At 65.9% G+C, this 16432-nt stretch carries 16 protein-coding genes; 8 read left to right on the plus strand and 8 right to left on the minus strand.

Annotated elements, in window-relative coordinates:
* Window positions 1-273: 273 nt before the first annotated feature.
* Window positions 274-1479, minus strand: a complete 1206-nt coding sequence (locus tag AC1DS5_RS21060; protein ID WP_477720206.1) for an HPP family protein — start codon at window positions 1477-1479, stop codon at window positions 274-276.
* Between the two features lie 138 nt (window positions 1480-1617).
* Window positions 1618-2460, minus strand: coding sequence for a M48 family metallopeptidase (locus tag AC1DS5_RS21065; RefSeq protein WP_477720207.1), 843 nt, complete (start codon window positions 2458-2460; stop codon window positions 1618-1620).
* 25 nt (window positions 2461-2485) lie between these two features.
* Between AC1DS5_RS21065 and AC1DS5_RS21070 the strand changes: the two genes are divergently transcribed.
* From AC1DS5_RS21070 to AC1DS5_RS21085, 4 genes are all read left to right on the plus strand, one after another.
* A complete protein-coding gene (locus AC1DS5_RS21070) occupies window positions 2486-3949 on the plus strand; it encodes an AmpG family muropeptide MFS transporter (RefSeq protein WP_477720208.1) in 1464 nt (487 codons plus the stop codon).
* 196 nt (window positions 3950-4145) lie between these two features.
* The gene (locus AC1DS5_RS21075; RefSeq protein WP_477720209.1) at window positions 4146-4868 is read left to right on the plus strand and encodes a response regulator; all 723 of its coding nucleotides are present in this window, start codon (window positions 4146-4148) and stop codon (window positions 4866-4868) included.
* A gap of 21 nt (window positions 4869-4889) precedes the next feature.
* Window positions 4890-6110: an ATP-binding protein gene (locus tag AC1DS5_RS21080; protein WP_477720210.1), complete on the plus strand. Its 1221-nt coding sequence runs from the start codon at window positions 4890-4892 to the stop codon at window positions 6108-6110.
* Between the two features lie 281 nt (window positions 6111-6391).
* Window positions 6392-7438, plus strand: coding sequence for an NAD(P)H-dependent flavin oxidoreductase (locus AC1DS5_RS21085; RefSeq protein WP_477720211.1), 1047 nt, complete (start codon window positions 6392-6394; stop codon window positions 7436-7438).
* A 16-nt stretch (window positions 7439-7454) separates the two neighbouring features.
* On the opposite strand, the gene waaF is transcribed toward AC1DS5_RS21085, so the two are convergent.
* From waaF to radA, 6 genes are all read right to left on the minus strand, one after another.
* Window positions 7455-8468: a lipopolysaccharide heptosyltransferase II gene (waaF, locus tag AC1DS5_RS21090; protein WP_477720212.1), complete on the minus strand. Its 1014-nt coding sequence runs from the start codon at window positions 8466-8468 to the stop codon at window positions 7455-7457.
* 81 nt (window positions 8469-8549) lie between these two features.
* A complete protein-coding gene (locus AC1DS5_RS21095; protein ID WP_477720213.1) occupies window positions 8550-8777 on the minus strand; it encodes a zinc-finger domain-containing protein in 228 nt (75 codons plus the stop codon).
* Between the two features lie 29 nt (window positions 8778-8806).
* Window positions 8807-9745, minus strand: coding sequence for a branched-chain amino acid transaminase (locus AC1DS5_RS21100; protein ID WP_477720214.1), 939 nt, complete (start codon window positions 9743-9745; stop codon window positions 8807-8809).
* Window positions 9746-9846: 101 nt separating this feature from the next.
* On the minus strand, window positions 9847-10281 hold the full coding sequence (locus tag AC1DS5_RS21105) for a glycerate kinase (RefSeq protein WP_477720215.1): 435 nt from the start codon (window positions 10279-10281) through the stop codon (window positions 9847-9849).
* A 135-nt stretch (window positions 10282-10416) separates the two neighbouring features.
* Window positions 10417-11211 (minus strand): metallophosphoesterase family protein, encoded by a 795-nt coding sequence (locus AC1DS5_RS21110; RefSeq protein ID WP_477720216.1) that lies wholly within the window; start codon window positions 11209-11211, stop codon window positions 10417-10419.
* A gap of 94 nt (window positions 11212-11305) precedes the next feature.
* Window positions 11306-12676, minus strand: coding sequence for a DNA repair protein RadA (radA, locus tag AC1DS5_RS21115; protein ID WP_477720217.1), 1371 nt, complete (start codon window positions 12674-12676; stop codon window positions 11306-11308).
* A 147-nt stretch (window positions 12677-12823) separates the two neighbouring features.
* Here radA and AC1DS5_RS21120 point away from each other — a divergent pair, with 147 nt between their 5' ends.
* The 4 genes from AC1DS5_RS21120 to AC1DS5_RS21135 all read left to right on the plus strand — a co-directional run bounded on the left by AC1DS5_RS21120 (window position 12824) and on the right by AC1DS5_RS21135 (window position 16395).
* Complete coding sequence (locus AC1DS5_RS21120; protein WP_477720218.1) at window positions 12824-13237, plus strand: 5-carboxymethyl-2-hydroxymuconate isomerase; 414 nt, start codon at window positions 12824-12826, stop codon at window positions 13235-13237.
* An 84-nt stretch (window positions 13238-13321) separates the two neighbouring features.
* Window positions 13322-14308, plus strand: coding sequence for a Bug family tripartite tricarboxylate transporter substrate binding protein (locus tag AC1DS5_RS21125; protein ID WP_477720219.1), 987 nt, complete (start codon window positions 13322-13324; stop codon window positions 14306-14308).
* A 204-nt stretch (window positions 14309-14512) separates the two neighbouring features.
* Window positions 14513-15487 carry a 2-dehydropantoate 2-reductase gene (locus AC1DS5_RS21130; protein ID WP_477720220.1) on the plus strand — a complete coding sequence of 325 codons (975 nt, stop codon included), beginning with the start codon at window positions 14513-14515 and terminating at the stop codon, window positions 15485-15487.
* The gene (locus AC1DS5_RS21135; protein WP_477720221.1) at window positions 15487-16395 is read left to right on the plus strand and encodes an EamA family transporter; all 909 of its coding nucleotides are present in this window, start codon (window positions 15487-15489) and stop codon (window positions 16393-16395) included. The genes AC1DS5_RS21130 and AC1DS5_RS21135 overlap by 1 nt, the downstream gene beginning before the upstream one ends.
* Window positions 16396-16432: the final 37 nt, after the last annotated feature.

A 16432-nucleotide genomic window follows, 5' to 3' on the forward strand; every position in this document is an offset into this window, starting at 1 on the left:
AAAGGACCCCGAACATGTCCGAGGCGGCAAATGTTGCAAAGGTTGCAAAGGCGCTCCAGCGCCATAGCGCCATCGGCCGTGGCTTTGTTTCGCCGCAAGGGTCACCAGCCCTCGCCATGCGATTCTAGGGCCTCGACTGAAAACTCAAGCCCGGCCGTCCCCAAAAAGGAAGCTCGGGCGCACTTTTCCTCACACCGTCCGGCACTGCACGACGGTGCCGCCCGGAGAACCAGGTGACGTCGGTGAGGCCGGCTGTGCATGGCGGTATGGGCATCAGACCGTCGGGTCGGCAGCCCGCCCCAGGGCGGCGACCACGTCAGACTGCGTGATCATGCCCACCAGCCGCTCGCCCTCCCCAATGATCGGGATATGGTGATGGCCGGTGCTGCCGAAGAGCGGTATCAGGTCCAGCAGACGGCGCTGCTCACCGGCCACCCTGACATTGCGCGTCATGATCTGGCCCACCACCTCCGGCTTGCTGGCGTAAACGCTGCGGGTGGTGCGGACCAGCGTCCGCAACTTGTCCTCGAACCCCTCATAGATGTCGAGTTCGGCGGCCCGCATGAAGTCGGCCACCGTGATGATGCCGGCGATGCGAGAGGCGCGGTCCACCACCGGCAGCGCCTTGATGCGACGGCTCCTCAGCAGCGCCCAGGCCTCCTGCAAAGGGGTGCCAAACTGCACGGTCACCAGCTCGCGCGACATGATGTCGGCACAGCGCAATTCCGCCAGCTTGCGATCGTAGGCGCGCAGCTGGGTCTGGGCCAGCAAGGACTTGAGATCGTCCCGGCTGACGTCCAGCACCTGGTTGTAGCGTGCCAGCACCGCGTCCAGATCGGCATCCAGGTCCGAGTCCACAGCCCCCACCGCGCCGGAAGCCCCGGCGGCGGGAAGCTGCCTGTGCGGATAGGGCCGGCCGGTTGCATGGTTGTAGGCGATGCCCGCCAATACCAGCAACGCGGAGTTGAGCAGGACGGGGTACAGGGCAAAGGACGGATCGCCAATGCCGCCCAGCACCATCATCAGCGCGGTCGCTCCACCCGGTGGATGCAGGCAACGCAGGGCAAGCATCACGGCAATGGCACTCGCCACCGCCAGCGCCGCGGCCAACTCGGGTGAGCCCAGCAGATGTACGCCATGCACGCCGGCAATGCCCACCAGCGCCGACAGGGTGTTGCCCCCCACCACCGCCCAGGGCTGCGCCATCGGGCCGGCCGGCATCGCAAATACCAGCACCGCGCTGGCCCCGAGCGGCGCCACCAGCCACGGCAGCGCCGACGTATTGCCGGCCAGCCGGCACAACAGTGCAGTCAGGAAAATGCCGACAAGTGCGCCGATGACCAGTCGCAGGCACTCGCGCAGGCTGATGCCGGGGCGGGGAGGCCGAAAATCACGCCAGGCCCGGCTGAAAATGGTCGGCAGACCGCCACGGGCGGGACGCGCATCGGGGCGCAGCGGCAGGGGCGAAGGTGAACTCATGAGGAACGCACCACATTCACTGAAAATGACAAAGGCGGGTGAGTGGCGGCAAAGGCCGCGCCCGGAACACCAGGCATGGTGTCTTCGCCGCACGGGCCGGCCAGCCACAGGCCGGCAAATAACGCCCGGATTGCAGGCTTAACTGCGGGCACGCTGGTACAGGCCCTGGACTTTGGGAACATTGGCCTGAAGCTGCTGGATGCGCGCCGGGCCGGAAGGATGGGTGGACAGGAAGCTCGGCCCGTTCGCACCGCCGCCGGCCTGCCCCATTTTTTCCCAGAGGCTGACCGCAGCCTGCGGGTTGTAGCCGCCACGCGCAGCCATTTCCAGCCCCACCAGGTCGGCATCGGTCTCGTCTTCGCGGCCGAAGCGCAGCGTGAGCAATTGCGTGCCTATGCTGGCCGCCACATCGCCGAGCTGACCCAGACCCAGCAGCTGCGCCCCCAGCGACAGCAAGGTGCCGGTGCCCTGGCTTTTGGCGATGCGGGCGCGCGCATGTTCGCGCAGGGCATGCGCCATTTCGTGGCCCATGACCATGGCCACCTCATCATCGGTGAGCTTGAGCTGGTCGAGAATTCCGGTGTAGAAAGCGATCTTGCCGCTCGGCATGCAAAACGCGTTGATCTGCTTGCTGCCAATCAGGTTGACTTCCCAGCGCCATTGCCTGGCACGGTCGTTCCACTGCGCGGTATGCGGCACCAGGCGCGCGGCAATGGCGCGCAGCCGTTGCAACTGGGGATGATCGGCGGGCGCCAGGGCGCCTTTGGAGCGAGCATCGGCGACCAGCTTGGCATATTCCTGCGTGGCGGCACCCTCGAGTTCGTCGGCCGGCACCAGCTTGCGCAGGCCCGACGACGCTCCCACATCAACCTGGGCGACCAAGGGGGTCGCGACCCCCGCAGCAGCCGCGCCCGCAGCGGCCAGCAGAAATGCCCGGCGGCCTGGCCAAGCGGCGTGTTGGGCCTCGCATAAAAAGCACATGGGTCAATAATAGTCACTAATTGAAATGCCCATGTCAGACAAAACCCCCTCCTCCTCCGCCTCCTCCGAATTGCCGCTGTCCCCCGCCGTGCTGGCAGCGGCCCCCCCGGCCGGCGAGCCGAAAAAGACCCCGTGGCGCGATGTCTGGCTGGTGTACACCGAGGCCGCCACGCTGCGCATGCTGCTGCTGGGCTTTTCGGCGGGGCTGCCGCTGCTGCTGGTGTTTGGCACGCTGAGCTTCTGGCTGCGCGAGGCCGGCATTGACCGCACCACCATTGGCTACCTGAGCTGGGTCGGTCTGGCTTACGGTTTCAAATGGGTGTGGGCGCCGCTGGTTGACCGCCTGCCTATTCCGCTGCTGACCCGCCTGCTGGGGCGCCGGCGCAGCTGGCTGCTGCTGGCACAGGCGACCATCATCACGGCGCTGGTGGGCATGGCCCTGACCGACCCGCGGCTGGCGCTGGAGCCGGTGGTGTGGTGCGCGCTGGCCGTGGCGTTTGGCTCGGCCACGCAGGACATCGCGCTGGATGCCTACCGCATTGAATCGGCCGACACGCCGCGCCAGGCCGCGCTGGCGGCCGCCTACCAGACCGGCTACCGCGTTGCGATGATCTGGGCCGGCGCCGGCGCGCTGTGGATTGCCGCGCGTGCAGAAGTCACGGGTGGCGCGGTTTACCAGCAAGGCGCCTGGCAGGCCGCGTACCTGGCGATGGCCGCGTCGATGCTGCTGGGCGTGGCGACCGTGCTGCTGTCACCCGAACCCGTGGCGCAGGTATTGAAACCTTCGCGCAATGCTGCCGAATGGCTTAAAAGCGCGCTGATCGAGCCATTTGCCGATTTCCTGCGCCGCTATGGCAAGCATGCCGTGCTCATCCTGGCGCTGATCGCCATCTACCGCATCAGCGACGTCGTCATGGGCATCATGGCCAACCCGTTTTATGTGGACATGGGTTACACCAAGGACGAAGTAGCAGCCGTCACCAAGATCTATGGCGTCATCATGACGCTGGTCGGCGCCTTTGTCGGCGGCGCGCTGGCCATGCGCTTTGGCGTGATGCGGGTGCTGATGCTGGGCGCCATCCTGAGTGCGGGCAGCAACCTGCTGTTTGCCTGGCTGGGCACGCGCGGGCATGACGTCAATGCGCTCATTTTTGTGATTTCTGCCGACAACCTCTCCAGCGGCATCGCCTCGGCCGCCTTCATCGCCTACCTGTCCAGCCTGACCAACGTCAACTATTCGGCCACGCAATACGCCCTGTTCAGCTCGATGATGCTGCTGTTGCCCAAGTTCCTGGCGGGCTACTCCGGCAAATACGTGGATGCCTTCGGCTATGGCCATTTTTTCACGGCGAGCGCCTTGCTCGGTTTGCCCGTGCTGCTGCTGGTCGCGCTGGCTTCAAGGCTGCAATCCCCCTCAGCCCCCTCCGGCTCCACCCCCACTTCCTCCACTCCCACTCCCACTCCCACTTCCACCTCCAGATCCACATAAATTGCTGCTGATTCCCTAGCAATTCCTGCGGCCGGCGGCCCCGCGCAAAAAGGAAGCAAAAGGGTATGCTGCCAGAACGCCGTCGCGGTTTACCGTAACTTTACGATGGCTACAAGCAGGCTTGTTGCGCCGCGCGCAGCATCAGCTTCACCGTGATCCACCCGAAGGGACCCCCCCCGCAACCGAGGACCCGACCATGACGCAGCAACTCCTGATGATCGAAGACGATTCCCGCCTGGCCGCCATGGTGGGCGAATACCTGCGTCAGTCCGGGTACGGCTTTACCCATGCGGCCGATGGCGCCAGCGGCCTGGCCGCCCTGCAGGCCAGCCCCCCTGACCTGGTCATTCTGGATCTCATGCTGCCGGACATGGACGGCCTGGAAGTCTGCCGCCGCATCAAGAGCCAGGGCGGCGAGTCGGCGCACACCGCCGTGCTGATGCTCACGGCCAAGGGCGACCCGATGGACCGTATCGTCGGCCTGGAAATCGGCGCGGACGATTACCTGCCCAAGCCATTCGAGCCACGCGAACTGCTGGCACGCATCCGCGCCGTGCTGCGCCGCGGCGGTGAGGCCAGTGGCGCCGGCGCCGCTGCGGCCGGCGGCCACAAGGTGATGCGCTTCGGCTCCCTTGAAATCGATCGCGACGCGCGCACGGTATCAATTTCCGGCAATCTCTGCGAGCTCACCTCCTACCAGTTCGACCTGCTGGTGGCGCTGGCCGAGCGCGCCGGCCGGGTGCTCAGCCGCGACCAGATCATGGAAGCGGTGCGCGGGCGCGAGCTGGAAGCATTTGACCGCTCCATTGATGTGCACATGGGCCGCATCCGCAGCGCGATTGAGGCCGACCCCAAGGACCCCAAGCGCATCCTCACGGTGCGCGGCGTGGGCTACGTGTTTGCCAAGCAGCAGGATTAAAACGGCTGGGTTGATCCGACTATGTGGGCGCGTTTTACCTCTCACCTCTATGTGCGCATCTGGCTCGCCGTGGTGGCGACCGTGGTGGTGCTCACCTTCCTGGTGGGCGCGGCCTGGCGGCTGAGCGCCGACCCGCCGCAGCTGCCCATACGCGAGGTGCTGGTCCACAACGCAGCCGGCGAAGTCATCGGCACGGCGCAAACCCGGCCGGACCGAAAACTCGGCGACGACCTCGAATTTGATGTGGTGACCAAAGACGGCCAGACCCTGAACCTGCTGCTGCCCCGTCCCAAACGGCCACCCGGCAACCCGCCGTGGATGCGTCCCCCGTTTGGCTTCGGTTTTGGCTGGATGCTGGTCCTCGTGGGTCTGGCCGTGGCGCTGGGCGCCTATCCGGTGATGCGGCGGCTGACCTTGCGGCTCGAAGCCCTGCAGCGCGGCGTGGAGCGCTGGGGCGCCGGCGACTTGTCGGCGCGTGTCAATGCCGATGGGCGTGACGAGGTGGCTTTCCTGGCCGAACGGTTCAACCACGCGGCCGAACGCATTGAAACCCTGATGGAGTCGCACAAATCCCTGCTGGCCAACGCCTCCCATGAGCTGCGCTCGCCATTAGCGCGCATCCGTATGGGCCTGGAACTAATGGGCGCAGATGCTGCATCACCCCAGCGCATGGAAATCTCGCGCAGCATCAACGAACTCGACCAGCTGATCGACGAGATCCTGCTGGCCAGCCGGCTCGATGCCAAGCAGGCCGATGCCGAGCCTTTTGAAACCGTGGACCTGACCGGGCTGGCCGCCGAGGAGTGCTCGCGTGTCAATGCCGAGCTGCAGGCCGAACTGGGCACCGGCCTGGGCATTGCGCCCTCCGGCCACAGCCTGACGGTGCAGGGCTCGCCACGGCTGCTGCGCCGGCTGATCCGCAACCTGCTGGAAAACGCCAGGCGTTACAGCAACGGCGACATCAGCCTGGAGCTGGCGCAAATTCGCGTCGGTATCCGGCAACTGGCCGTCGTCCGGGTTCACGATCGGGGGCCGGGCGTGCCTGCCGGCCAGCGCGAACGCATTTTTGAGCCGTTTTACCGACTGCCCGGCGCCAGCGAACGTGAGGGCGGTGTGGGCCTGGGGCTGGCCCTGGTCAAATCCATCAGTTTGCGCCATGGCGGCACCGTGCGCTGCGAAGCCCGTCCGGGCGGCGGCGCGTCATTCATTGTGGAACTCCCCGCCGCCAGCCAGAGGGCCTGACGCCAGTCCGGAAAATTCAGGGGTACCGGCTCAAAAAAAAGTCTGTTTTCTACTCTTTTCTCCTCTGTTTAGGGGATGGTCATACCAAAAGGCCTGGCCTACAGTTGCGCTGTTGCTGTCACAACATAGAAGTCAAAAGAAGTTCCAGGGAATTCAGGGAAGAAAAAACAAAACGCTGGCGAACCATTCATCTGATCTCCCAACGGCGTCCTCTGTTCAGGAGGACTTCAAGAAGCCACCGAAAGGTGGCTTTTTTTTGGCCGGGTTCCCATAATGGACAGATGAACACCGGCACCTCCGAATACCTCCGTCTGCAAACCCGCCTGACCCGCCAGTTTGGCCTCCAGACGCCACTGGTGCTGGCGCCGATGGCGCTGGCCTCGGGGGGCGCGCTGGCTGCGGCTTGCGCCAGGGCCGGCACGCTCGGGCTGGTCGGCGGCGGTTATGGCGATCTGGCCTGGACGCAGGCGCAGTACACACTGGCGCTGGAAGGCACCAGCGACAGCGGCGACCGGGCCCGCCTCGGCTGCGGCTTTATCACGTGGAAGCTTGACGAGGACGCCAGCGCGCTCGACTGGGTGCTGGCGCATCCGGCCGCCGACAAGCCGCACGCCATCATGCTGTCGTTTGGCGACCCGCGGCCCTATGCGGCCCGCATCGCCGCCACCGGCGCAGCCTTGATTTGCCAGGTGCAGCGCATGGAGCAGGTTCCTCAGGCGCTCGAAGCCGGTGCGCGGATCATCGTCGCCCAAGGCGGCGAGGCCGGTGGCCACGGCATCAATGCCCTCAACAGCCGCGCCACCATCACCTTTGTGCCCGAACTGGCGGACTGGCTGACCGTTAATGCGCCCGACACACTGCTGCTGGCCGCCGGCGGCATTGCCGACGGGCGCACGCTGGCCGCCGCACTGGTGCTGGGCGCCGACGGCGCGCTGGTCGGCTCGCGGCTGTGGGCCACCGCCGAAAGCCTGGCCGCCCAGGGGGCGAAAGACCTGGCACTGGCCACCACCGGCGATGGCACGGCCCGCAGCAGCGTGTTCGACATCCTGCGGCGCAAAAACTGGCCTGAACCCTACGATTTCCGCGCCATCCGCAACGACCTGCATCGCCAGTGGGAAACCCGCCAGGACGCCCTGCGGGCAGACCCTGCCGCCGCCCGCGCCGACTATGATGAAGGCGTCAGGGCCGGCGATTTTTCCCGGGCTCACGCCACCGTGGGTGAAGCCGTCGGCCTGATTGGCAACCTGGCGCCGGCCGCCGAGGTGATTGCCCGCATGAGCGCCGACGCCGTTGAAGTTTTTGAGCAAAAACAACTTCTAGCCCAATAAATTCGGGCTTCGGTCGCTATAATTTTTCTAGCACCTGATCGGCCGTGATGTCATTCAGGCAACGCATGTGGCCGAGCGGGCACTCGCGCTCAAAGCAGGGGGCGCAATCCAGCGGCGGCTGGTAGGCCGGGTCGGCTTTCAGCCAGAGCACGGTGGCCTGCTCGCTCAGCGGCGGCGTGTGCAGCGGGCTCGATGAACCAAAAATCGCCACCTGCGGCACGCCCAGCGCGGCGGCGACATGCATCAGGCCGGAGTCGTTGCTGACGGTGCTTTTGCTGGCGGCGATCAGGCACAGCGCCTGGTGCAGCGAAGTCCGGCCAGCGAAGTTGAGGCACTTGCCGGCCTGCATCGCATTCACCGGCGCCGCAATCTCGTCGCACAGCCCGGCCTCCTTGCCGGAGCCGAGCAACACGACCGGCCGGTCCAGTTTCGCCGCCAACTCCGAAAAATGACGCGCCGGCCAGCGCTTGGCCGGGCCGTACTCGGCCCCCGGCGCAAACACGTAGTAAGCGCCACGCGCCAGCCCGAGTTCTGCCAATGCGCGGTCCACATCGGCCGCATCCATCTGCAGCTGCGGCCGGTCCCCGGCCACGTCCTGCTCGCCGCTCAGGGCTGAGTAAAACGCCACCATCGGTGGCTTGTTCTTGGGGTTTTTCAGGCGATGGGTCAGCAGGCCGACGCGTGCCTCGCCGAGATAACCCACGCGCTTCGGAATGCTGGCCAGAAAGGGCAACAGCGCACTCTTCAGTGAATTGGGCAACACATACGCCGCGTCAAACCGGCCTTCGATGCGCTTGGCAATGGCGCGCCGGGCCTTGAACTGCAGGCCGCCATGGGCAAACGGAAATTCGATGACCTCGGCCACCTGGGGCATGGCCCGGTAGACCGGCGCCACCCAGGGCAAGGCCCCGACCGTGATGCGCTCACCCCGTGCGTGCAGCCGGCGCAGCAAGGGCTCGGTCATCACCGCGTCGCCTATCCATTGCGGCGCAATGACAAGCGAATTGGCCGTTTCCGACTTCGCTGTCATCGGCCGCAGCGCAGGGCCGCCCCAAGCAAGGCCAGCCCCCCCGGGGGGCAGCGCATTACACGCAGTGAAAAGCGTGGGGGCCTAATGTCCACCACCAAAGTGTTCGCCGGTTTTGAGCTGGTAGACGGTGCCGCAGTAGGGGCACTTGGCCTGGCCGGTGCGCGCCACATCCAGGTAGACCTTGGGGTGGCTGTTCCAGATTTTCATGTCGGCCTTGGGGCTGGGGCAGTAGACACCGCCTTGGGCGTTCAGGTCGGAAGCCAGCAACTCCACAGGGGAGGAATGGGTGGTCGTCGTGGGGGTGCTCATGTTCGGGTTTTCAGTAATCGGTAAGCGCTTCAGACCTTGGCCAGCCAGTGGGCGTACTTCGGGTTGCGGCCGTTGACGATGTCAAAGAAGGCAGTCTGGATTTTCTCGGTGATCGGCCCGCGTGAGCCGGCACCGATCTCGATGCGGTCCAGTTCGCGGATGGGCGTGACTTCAGCGGCAGTGCCGGTGAAGAAGGCTTCGTCGCTGATGTAGACCTCATCGCGCGTGATGCGCTTTTGCACCAGCTCCAGACCCAGGTCCTTGCAGATGTGCAGCACGGTGTTGCGCGTGATGCCGTTGAGGGCGCCGGCCGACAAATCGGGCGTGTAAACCACGCCGCCCTTGATGACAAAAATGTTTTCGCCCGCGCCTTCGCTGACAAAACCCGAAGCGTCGAGCAACAGCGCTTCGTCGTAGCCGTCGTCCAGCGCTTCCATGTTGGCCAGGATCGAGTTGGTGTAGTTGCTGACCGCCTTGGCCTGGGTCATGGTGATGTTGACGTGGTGGCGCGTGTAGCTGGAGGTCTTGACGCGGATGCCGCGCTTCATGCCCTCTTCGCCCAGGTAGGCGCCCCAGGGCCAGGCGGCGACCATCAGGTGGATCTGGTTGCCCTTGGGCGACACGCCCAGCTTCTGCGAGCCGATCCAGGTCAGCGGGCGCAGGTAGCAGCTTTCGAGCTTGTTTTCGCGCACCACGGCCTTTTGCGCCTCATTGACCTCTTCCTTGCTGAAGGGAATCTTCATGCGCAGGATCTTGGCGCTGTTGAAAAGGCGTTCGGTGTGCTCTTCCAGCCGGAAGATGGCCGTGCCGCCGGCGGTGTTGTAGGCGCGCACGCCCTCAAAAGCGCCGCAGCCGTAATGCAGGGTGTGGCTCAGCACATGGATTTTGGCGTCGCGCCAGTCGACCATCTGGCCGTCCATCCAGATTTTGCCGTCGCGGTCTGCCATGGAGGGTGCTACTGGGGACATGGTGCTGATCCTGTGTGGTAAGTGTCTTGAAATGAGGGCGAAAAATCGGGGCAGCCGCCCGGCCGATGCCGGGACAGGCGGTTACAACCGAAACGCTGATTTTACGGGGCGACCGGCGGGGTGTCCTGCGCCGGCTGGGAATCGGGCACTTCGGGCCTGAAAAGCTCATGGTGCGCCAGCTTGCCCGCCACAAAGGTCGCGGTGACGTACGACTCGGAGCCATCCGTCCAGCGGAACACTTCGGGCTGCTCGCCCTTGGCCGACTTGAGCTCACCCAAAGACCGGGTCATGGCAATCACATGCAGCAACGTCATGCCGGGCCTGAGCTTGGCATTGAGCATGACGGCGCTCTCGACGTGGCCAATGGGGCGGTTGGCGGCGCGCTTGAGGACCTGCATCATCCGGGTGAAGTGCAGCAGCACCCACATCACCACAGCGGTGGCAGCTGCCGCGACGCCGATCCAGCCGTAAAACCGGTAAGCCAGCACCACCACGGCAACGCCGGCCACGGGAACGAGAATTTTTTGGAAGTTCATGGCGCTATTTTCGCAGCCGCCAAGCCGAACCAGCGCTGTGGGGAGTGCGTAGCTGCCCGGAACGCCTTCCAAGCGTGATTTCCAGGCATCTCAGGCCCCTGGCCCGGCCGTCACGGGGACAAGCCGCCGCCATTTTCAGGGCGGCACAGGTCTGGCCGGGCGCGGCATGAAGCCCGTCGCCAGCGCATAGGCCCAGTCGGGGCGCTGATGATGGGCGGCGACCCGGGCCTGCGCCAGATGGTCGTACGGCACGGCGCGCAACTCAACCTGCCAGCCGTGGCGGGATTTTTCCAGCACGGCGTAACGCGCGTGCGGGGCGCCGTTTTCAACGACGTGCGGGTAGGGATGGTTGTCGTCATACGCCGGCAGGCCCACGCTGCCCGGGTTCACGACCAGCGTGTCGCCGCACTGGACAAGGCGCGGCACATGCGTGTGGCCGCACAGCACCACCGGGAAAGCGACGCTGCCCAGGCGCGTGGCCACTTCCTCGGGGGTAGCCGCGCGCACCCCCGGACCCTGGCCCTGTTCAAAGCCGGGCACCACCGTCTCCAGCCAGTACTGCAGGTCGCTGCCGGGTGTGCCGTGGCACAGCCACACATCGCTGTCCAGCGCCATCGAGACGGGCAGCGCGTTGATCCACGCCACGTGGGCCGGCGACACCTGGGTGGCGGCGTAGCCGTCGCTGTCGAGCGGATCGATCTGCCCGGCGGGCTGACCGAGCACAGCCAGCAGCTGCCGCTCGTGGTTGCCCCGGATGGTCGGGAAGTTCCGGGCCATCAGCAGGTCCGCCGTTTCGGCGACCTGCAGCGGGCCGCTCAGGATATCGCCCAGGTTCACCGTCTGGTCAACGCCCACACGCGCAATGTCGGCCAGCACCGCCTGCAGGGCCGGCAGGTTGCCATGGATGTCCGAGATGACCGCGATTTTCATGAGAAGTGGCCCGAGATGGCTTGTGGTGCTTGTGATGACCTGTGATGGCTTGGAACGGCCACATGCATGACTTTAGGACCAATCCGCTCTCAGTTCAAACGGCCAGACTGCGCACCACTTCCATGGCCTGTTCCACACGCTCCACCGCATGGATGGTCAGCCCTTCGATCGGCTTTTTCGGCGCATTGGCCTTGGGCACCACCGCCACGCTAAACCCCAGCTTGGCCGCTTCCTTCAGGCGCTCCTGGCCGCGCGGCGCGGGGCGCACCTCGCCGGCCAGGCCGACCTCGCCAAAGGCGATGAAGCCCTTGGGCAGCGGTTTGCCGCGCAGGCTGGAGGTGATGGCCAGCATCACGCTCAGGTCGGCGGCTGGCTCGCTGATGCGCACGCCGCCCACGGCGTTGACAAACACGTCCTGGTCCATGCAGGCCACGCCGGCGTGGCGGTGCAGCACGGCCAGCAGCATGGCCAGCCGGTCACGGTCCAGGCCCACACTGAGCCGGCGCGGGCTGGGGCCGCCGTTGTCGACCAGCGCCTGGATCTCGACCAGCATCGGGCGTGTGCCTTCCAGCGTGACCAGCACGCAGCTGCCGGGCACCGGCTCGCTGTGCTGGGACAGGAAAATCGCGCTCGGGTTGGTCACCCCCTTGAGGCCTTTCTCCGTCATCGCAAACACGCCGATTTCATTGACCGCGCCGAAGCGGTTCTTGATGGCGCGCACCAGGCGAAAGCTCGAATGCGTGTCGCCTTCAAAGTAGAGCACCGTGTCGACCATGTGCTCCAGCACGCGCGGGCCGGCCAGCGCGCCCTCTTTGGTGACATGGCCGACCAGCACGATGCACACGCCGCTGGACTTGGCCGCGCGCGTCAGGTGGGCCGCGCATTCGCGCACCTGCGCCACCGAGCCGGGCGCCGAGGTGAGCTGGTCGGAGTACACCGTCTGGATCGAGTCAATGACGGCAATCGCCGGCCGGGTTGCCTCCAGCGTGGCGAGGATTTTCTCCAGCTGAATCTCCGCCAGCACCTTGACCTGCGAGCCATCCAGCCCCAGCCGGCGCGAGCGCAGCGCAACCTGCGCCCCGCTTTCCTCGCCCGTCACATACAGCGTGTTCAGGCCGGCACGTTGCAGGGAGTCCAGCGCCTGCAGCAGCAGCGTGGACTTGCCAATGCCGGGGTCGCCGCCGATCAGCACCACACCGCCATCCACAATGCCGCCGCCCAGCACCCGGTCCAGCTCCTCATGGCCCGTGGGTGTGCGCGCCATGTCGGTGGCTTCAATGTCGGAGAGGGTGGTCACCTCGGAGGCCTTGGCCAGGGATGCAAAACGGTTTTTGACAGGTGAGCTGTTTTCGGCGACCGACTCGATCAGCGTGTTCCAGGCAGTGCAGTGCGGGCACTTGCCCAGCCACTTGGGGCTGGTGCCGCCGCATTCCGTGCAGGTGTAAATCGTTTTTTCTTTGGCCATGGGCGAATATTACTGTACAAACAACCAGTATCGACATCTTGACGATGAGGGCGCGCCACCTGTTTTTGCGGGCAGGTGAATAATCACTGACCCGGCCGGCTTATTCGGCTTCCTGGCTTCTTCGGCTTGTTCCCCCTCCGGATCCCCATGCCTCACCTGAACATTCAATACACCGCCAACCTCGACAGCGTCACCGACATGAACGCCCTGTGCAAAACCCTGGCTGCCACGCTGGTGGCACTGCGCGGAGAAGACGGTGTGGCGCCGCTGTTCCCGGTCGCCGGCACGCGCGTGATGGCCTGGCCGGCACCGTACTTTGCCGTGGCCGACGGCCAGCCCGACCGGGCCTTTGTTTACCTCAGCCTGCGCATCACGCCGGGCCGCAGCGAGGCGCTGAAAAAGCGCGCCGGCGATGCGGTGCTGGCAAGTGCCAGCGCCCACCTGGAAACGGTGTTTGCCGGGCACGCCATCGGCCTCACGCTGCATATCGACGAAGGCGCGCCGGCGTACGAAGGCAAGCGCAACAACCTGGCCGCGCACCTGAATACTGCCCAGGGCTGAACAACATCCAAACAACCTGCCCGCTTGCCATGGACAATATCTGCGGGTTCACCAACGATTACATCGACTTTTCGAGGACACACCATGAACATCTCACGCCGCCAGCTCATCCAGTCTTCCAGCGCCGCCGCCTTGCTCGCCGGCATCGGCCAGCAGGCCTGGGCCCAGGCCATTGACAACGCCAAAGTCATCGCCGGTTTTGCGCCCGGCGGCACTGCCGACATCGTGTCGCGCCGCGTGGCCGACAAGCTGCATCCCGGCTATGCCAAAAGCGCGGTGGTGGAAAACAAGACCGGCGCCGGCGGCCAGATCGCCGTGCAGTTTGTCAAAAACGCCGCGCCCGACGGCGCCACCATGCTGCTGACGCCCATGTCCATGCTGGGCATTTACCCGCACACCTACAAAAAGCTGCCCTACGACCCGGTAGCCGACCTCACGCCGGTTTCGGCCGCCGCCGTGTTTGACTACGGTTTTGCCGTCGGCCCCATGGTGCCGGCCAGCGTGAAGACCGTTCCCGAGTTCCTGGCCTGGTGCAAGGCCAACCCGACCCTGGCCAATTTCGGCTCGCCCGCCGCCGGTTCGTCGCCACACTTCATCGGCGCCCTGTTGGGCCGCGCGGCCAACGTCGATTTGCGCCATGTGGCGTTTCGCGGCACCCAGCCTGCGGTGCTGGACATGATAGGCGGGCAGATTGCCGCCGTGTCCGGCCCGACCGGCGAGTTCACCCAGCATGTGGCCGCCGGCAAATGCCGCCTGCTCTCCACCAGCGGCCCCAGGCGGGGCAAGTTCACGCCGAATACGCCGACGCTGCTCGAGCAGGGCTTCAAGGACATGGCGTTCACCGAATGGTTTGGCTTCTTCCTGCCCGCCAAGGCACCGCAGGACGTGGTGCAGCGCTTGAATAGCGCCATCCGTGCGGCGCTGGCATCGCAGGATGTGATTGACGGCCTGGCGGTGTCTTACCTGGAGGTGATGCCCACATCGCCCGCCCAGCTGGCCGCGATGCTGAAAGCCGACACCGAGCTCTGGGGCCCGCTGGTGAAAGCCGTTGGGTTCACGCCGGAAGGCTAGAGAATGTGGCCCCCACGGTCGCTCACTGCGTGTAACTCCCTGCCCCCCGAGGGGGCCGCTGCGCCTGCGGCCCGGCAAAGCCGGTTCCGCGGCCCCGGCTGGAGGGAAGAGCCCTCACGGTCGTTCACTGCGTGTAGCTCCCTGCTCTTGAGGGGCTAATTTCTCTTGGGATCAATTTCCCTTAACAACTTGACGGACTCCAGCATGAAAGTCTGCATTTACGGCGCGGGCGCCATCGGTGGCTGGATCGGCAGCGGGTTGGCACGTGCCGGCTGCAGCGTGAGTGTGGTGGCCCGCGGTGCCACGCTCGATGCCCTGCAGCTGCATGGCCTGCGCCTGCACCAGGGCGGGCGCATGAGTTCGCAGGCTGTCGCCTCCAGTGCGTTGCCGGCCGACCTGGGCGTGCAGGACCTGGTGGTGCTGGCCGTCAAGGCGCCGTCACTGCCGGAGGTCGTGCGCCATATCGCGCCGCTGATCGGCCCGGACACCATGGTCCTGACCGCGATGAACGGCGTGCCGTGGTGGTTTTTGCAGGGCTTTGGCGGTGCGCTGGCGGGCACGCGCCTGACCTCCGTCGACCCGGACGGCGCGCTGGCCGAGGCCATTCCGGCACGGCATATCGTGGGCTGCGTAGTGCATGCCAGCTGCTCCCTGGACGAACCGGGTCAGGTGCACCATCATTTCGGTAACAAGCTCATCGTGGGCGAGCCCTCGGGCGAAAAGACGGCCCGGGTGCGGCAGCTGGCGGCACTGCTGGAAAAGGCCGGCTTCGAGGCCCCGGTGTCCGACCAGATCCAGAAAGACATCTGGTTCAAGCTGTGGGGCAACATGACGGTCAACCCGATCAGCGCGCTGACCGGCGCCACCACCGACCGCATCATGGACGATGAGCTGGTGCGCGGCTTCGTTTCCAGCGTGATGCTGGAAGCCAGGGAGATCGGCGCGCGTATCGGCATACACATCGACCAGCGCCCCGAAGACCGCCATGCCGTGACGCTCAAGCTGGGCGCCTTCAAGACGTCCATGCTGCAGGACGTGGAGGCCGGCAAGGCGGTCGAGCTGGATGCGCTGGTCACCGTGGTCAGGGAGTTGGGCGGGCTGACCAAGGTGCCCACGCCCTACACAGACGCGCTGCTCGGCCTGGCGCGGCTGCATGCCAGAGTGCACGGGCTTTATTGATGCCCAGCCCCGGCCGCACAGCCATCAGCGGAACCGCTTTTGCCACGCTGCTGCTGATCGCGCTCATGATGGGCGCCAACCATGTGGCGGCGCGCATTGCCTTCAACCACGGCGTGGACGTGGCCACCGCGGTGGTGTTTCGCAGCGTCATCACCGCCTGCGTGATTGCCGCCATCCTGGTGGCGCAGCGCGTGCAGGTGAAGTTCAGCGCACGCCACAAGCGGATGCTGCCGCTGATCGGCCTGCTGATCGGCGTCCAGAGCCTGTGCCTGTACTCATCGGTCGCGCGGCTGCCGGTGGCGCTGGCCCTGCTGGCGTTCAATACCTACCCGATCTGGACGGCGCTGTGGGCCTGGCTGGTGTACCGGCAGGCGCCCGAGCGCGCCTTGCTGGTGGCCATGCCGGTCATCCTGCTCGGTCTGGCGCTGGCACTGGATGTGCTCGGCGCGGCGTCCGGCCTGGACGCTTCGGGCCAGTGGGCACGCATAGGCGCTGGCGTCGCCTTTGCGCTCGGTGCAGCCGCCACTTTCGGGCTGGCGCTGGTGATTACGCAGCATGAAGCGGCCGATGTGGATGGCCGGGTGCGCACGGCCACCACGATGTCCATCGCGGGGCTGGTGGCCTTGAGCGCGGTGGCGAGCCAGGGCGGGTTTCATCTGCCCCAGCACCCGGCAGGCTGGGGCGGTCTGGCGGCGCTCACGGGCCTCTACGGCACGGCCTTCACCATCATGTTCACCGTGCTGCCCAGGCTTGGCGTTGTCGGCAACTCGGCCATCATGAATGTCGAGCCCGTCTGCGCGCTGGTACTGGCCTGGCTGATTCTGGGCCAGGCCATTGCGCCCGTGCAGGTGGCGGGGGCGCTGCTGGTCGTCGGGGCGGTGATGGTGCTGGGATTGCGCAAGCGCTGAGCCTGCGCGCGTGCACGTACCCAAAGCCACCTTGCTG

The sequence above is a fragment of the Polaromonas sp. P4_H1 genome (assembly GCF_056400945.1).

Coding starts and splice junctions, on each gene's coding strand:
- AC1DS5_RS21060 (WP_477720206.1), bottom strand. CDS start 1,479: ATGAGTTCACCTTCGCCCCTGCCGCTGCGCCCCGATGCGCGTCCCGCC.
- AC1DS5_RS21065 (WP_477720207.1), bottom strand. CDS start 2,460: ATGTGCTTTTTATGCGAGGCCCAACACGCCGCTTGGCCAGGCCGCCGG.
- AC1DS5_RS21070 (WP_477720208.1), top strand. CDS start 2,486: ATGCCCATGTCAGACAAAACCCCCTCCTCCTCCGCCTCCTCCGAATTG.
- AC1DS5_RS21075 (WP_477720209.1), top strand. CDS start 4,146: ATGACGCAGCAACTCCTGATGATCGAAGACGATTCCCGCCTGGCCGCC.
- AC1DS5_RS21080 (WP_477720210.1), top strand. CDS start 4,890: ATGTGGGCGCGTTTTACCTCTCACCTCTATGTGCGCATCTGGCTCGCC.
- AC1DS5_RS21085 (WP_477720211.1), top strand. CDS start 6,392: ATGAACACCGGCACCTCCGAATACCTCCGTCTGCAAACCCGCCTGACC.
- waaF (WP_477720212.1), bottom strand. CDS start 8,468: ATGACAGCGAAGTCGGAAACGGCCAATTCGCTTGTCATTGCGCCGCAA.
- AC1DS5_RS21095 (WP_477720213.1), bottom strand. CDS start 8,777: ATGAGCACCCCCACGACGACCACCCATTCCTCCCCTGTGGAGTTGCTG.
- AC1DS5_RS21100 (WP_477720214.1), bottom strand. CDS start 9,745: ATGTCCCCAGTAGCACCCTCCATGGCAGACCGCGACGGCAAAATCTGG.
- AC1DS5_RS21105 (WP_477720215.1), bottom strand. CDS start 10,281: ATGAACTTCCAAAAAATTCTCGTTCCCGTGGCCGGCGTTGCCGTGGTG.
- AC1DS5_RS21110 (WP_477720216.1), bottom strand. CDS start 11,211: ATGAAAATCGCGGTCATCTCGGACATCCATGGCAACCTGCCGGCCCTG.
- radA (WP_477720217.1), bottom strand. CDS start 12,676: ATGGCCAAAGAAAAAACGATTTACACCTGCACGGAATGCGGCGGCACC.
- AC1DS5_RS21120 (WP_477720218.1), top strand. CDS start 12,824: ATGCCTCACCTGAACATTCAATACACCGCCAACCTCGACAGCGTCACC.
- AC1DS5_RS21125 (WP_477720219.1), top strand. CDS start 13,322: ATGAACATCTCACGCCGCCAGCTCATCCAGTCTTCCAGCGCCGCCGCC.
- AC1DS5_RS21130 (WP_477720220.1), top strand. CDS start 14,513: ATGAAAGTCTGCATTTACGGCGCGGGCGCCATCGGTGGCTGGATCGGC.
- AC1DS5_RS21135 (WP_477720221.1), top strand. CDS start 15,487: ATGCCCAGCCCCGGCCGCACAGCCATCAGCGGAACCGCTTTTGCCACG.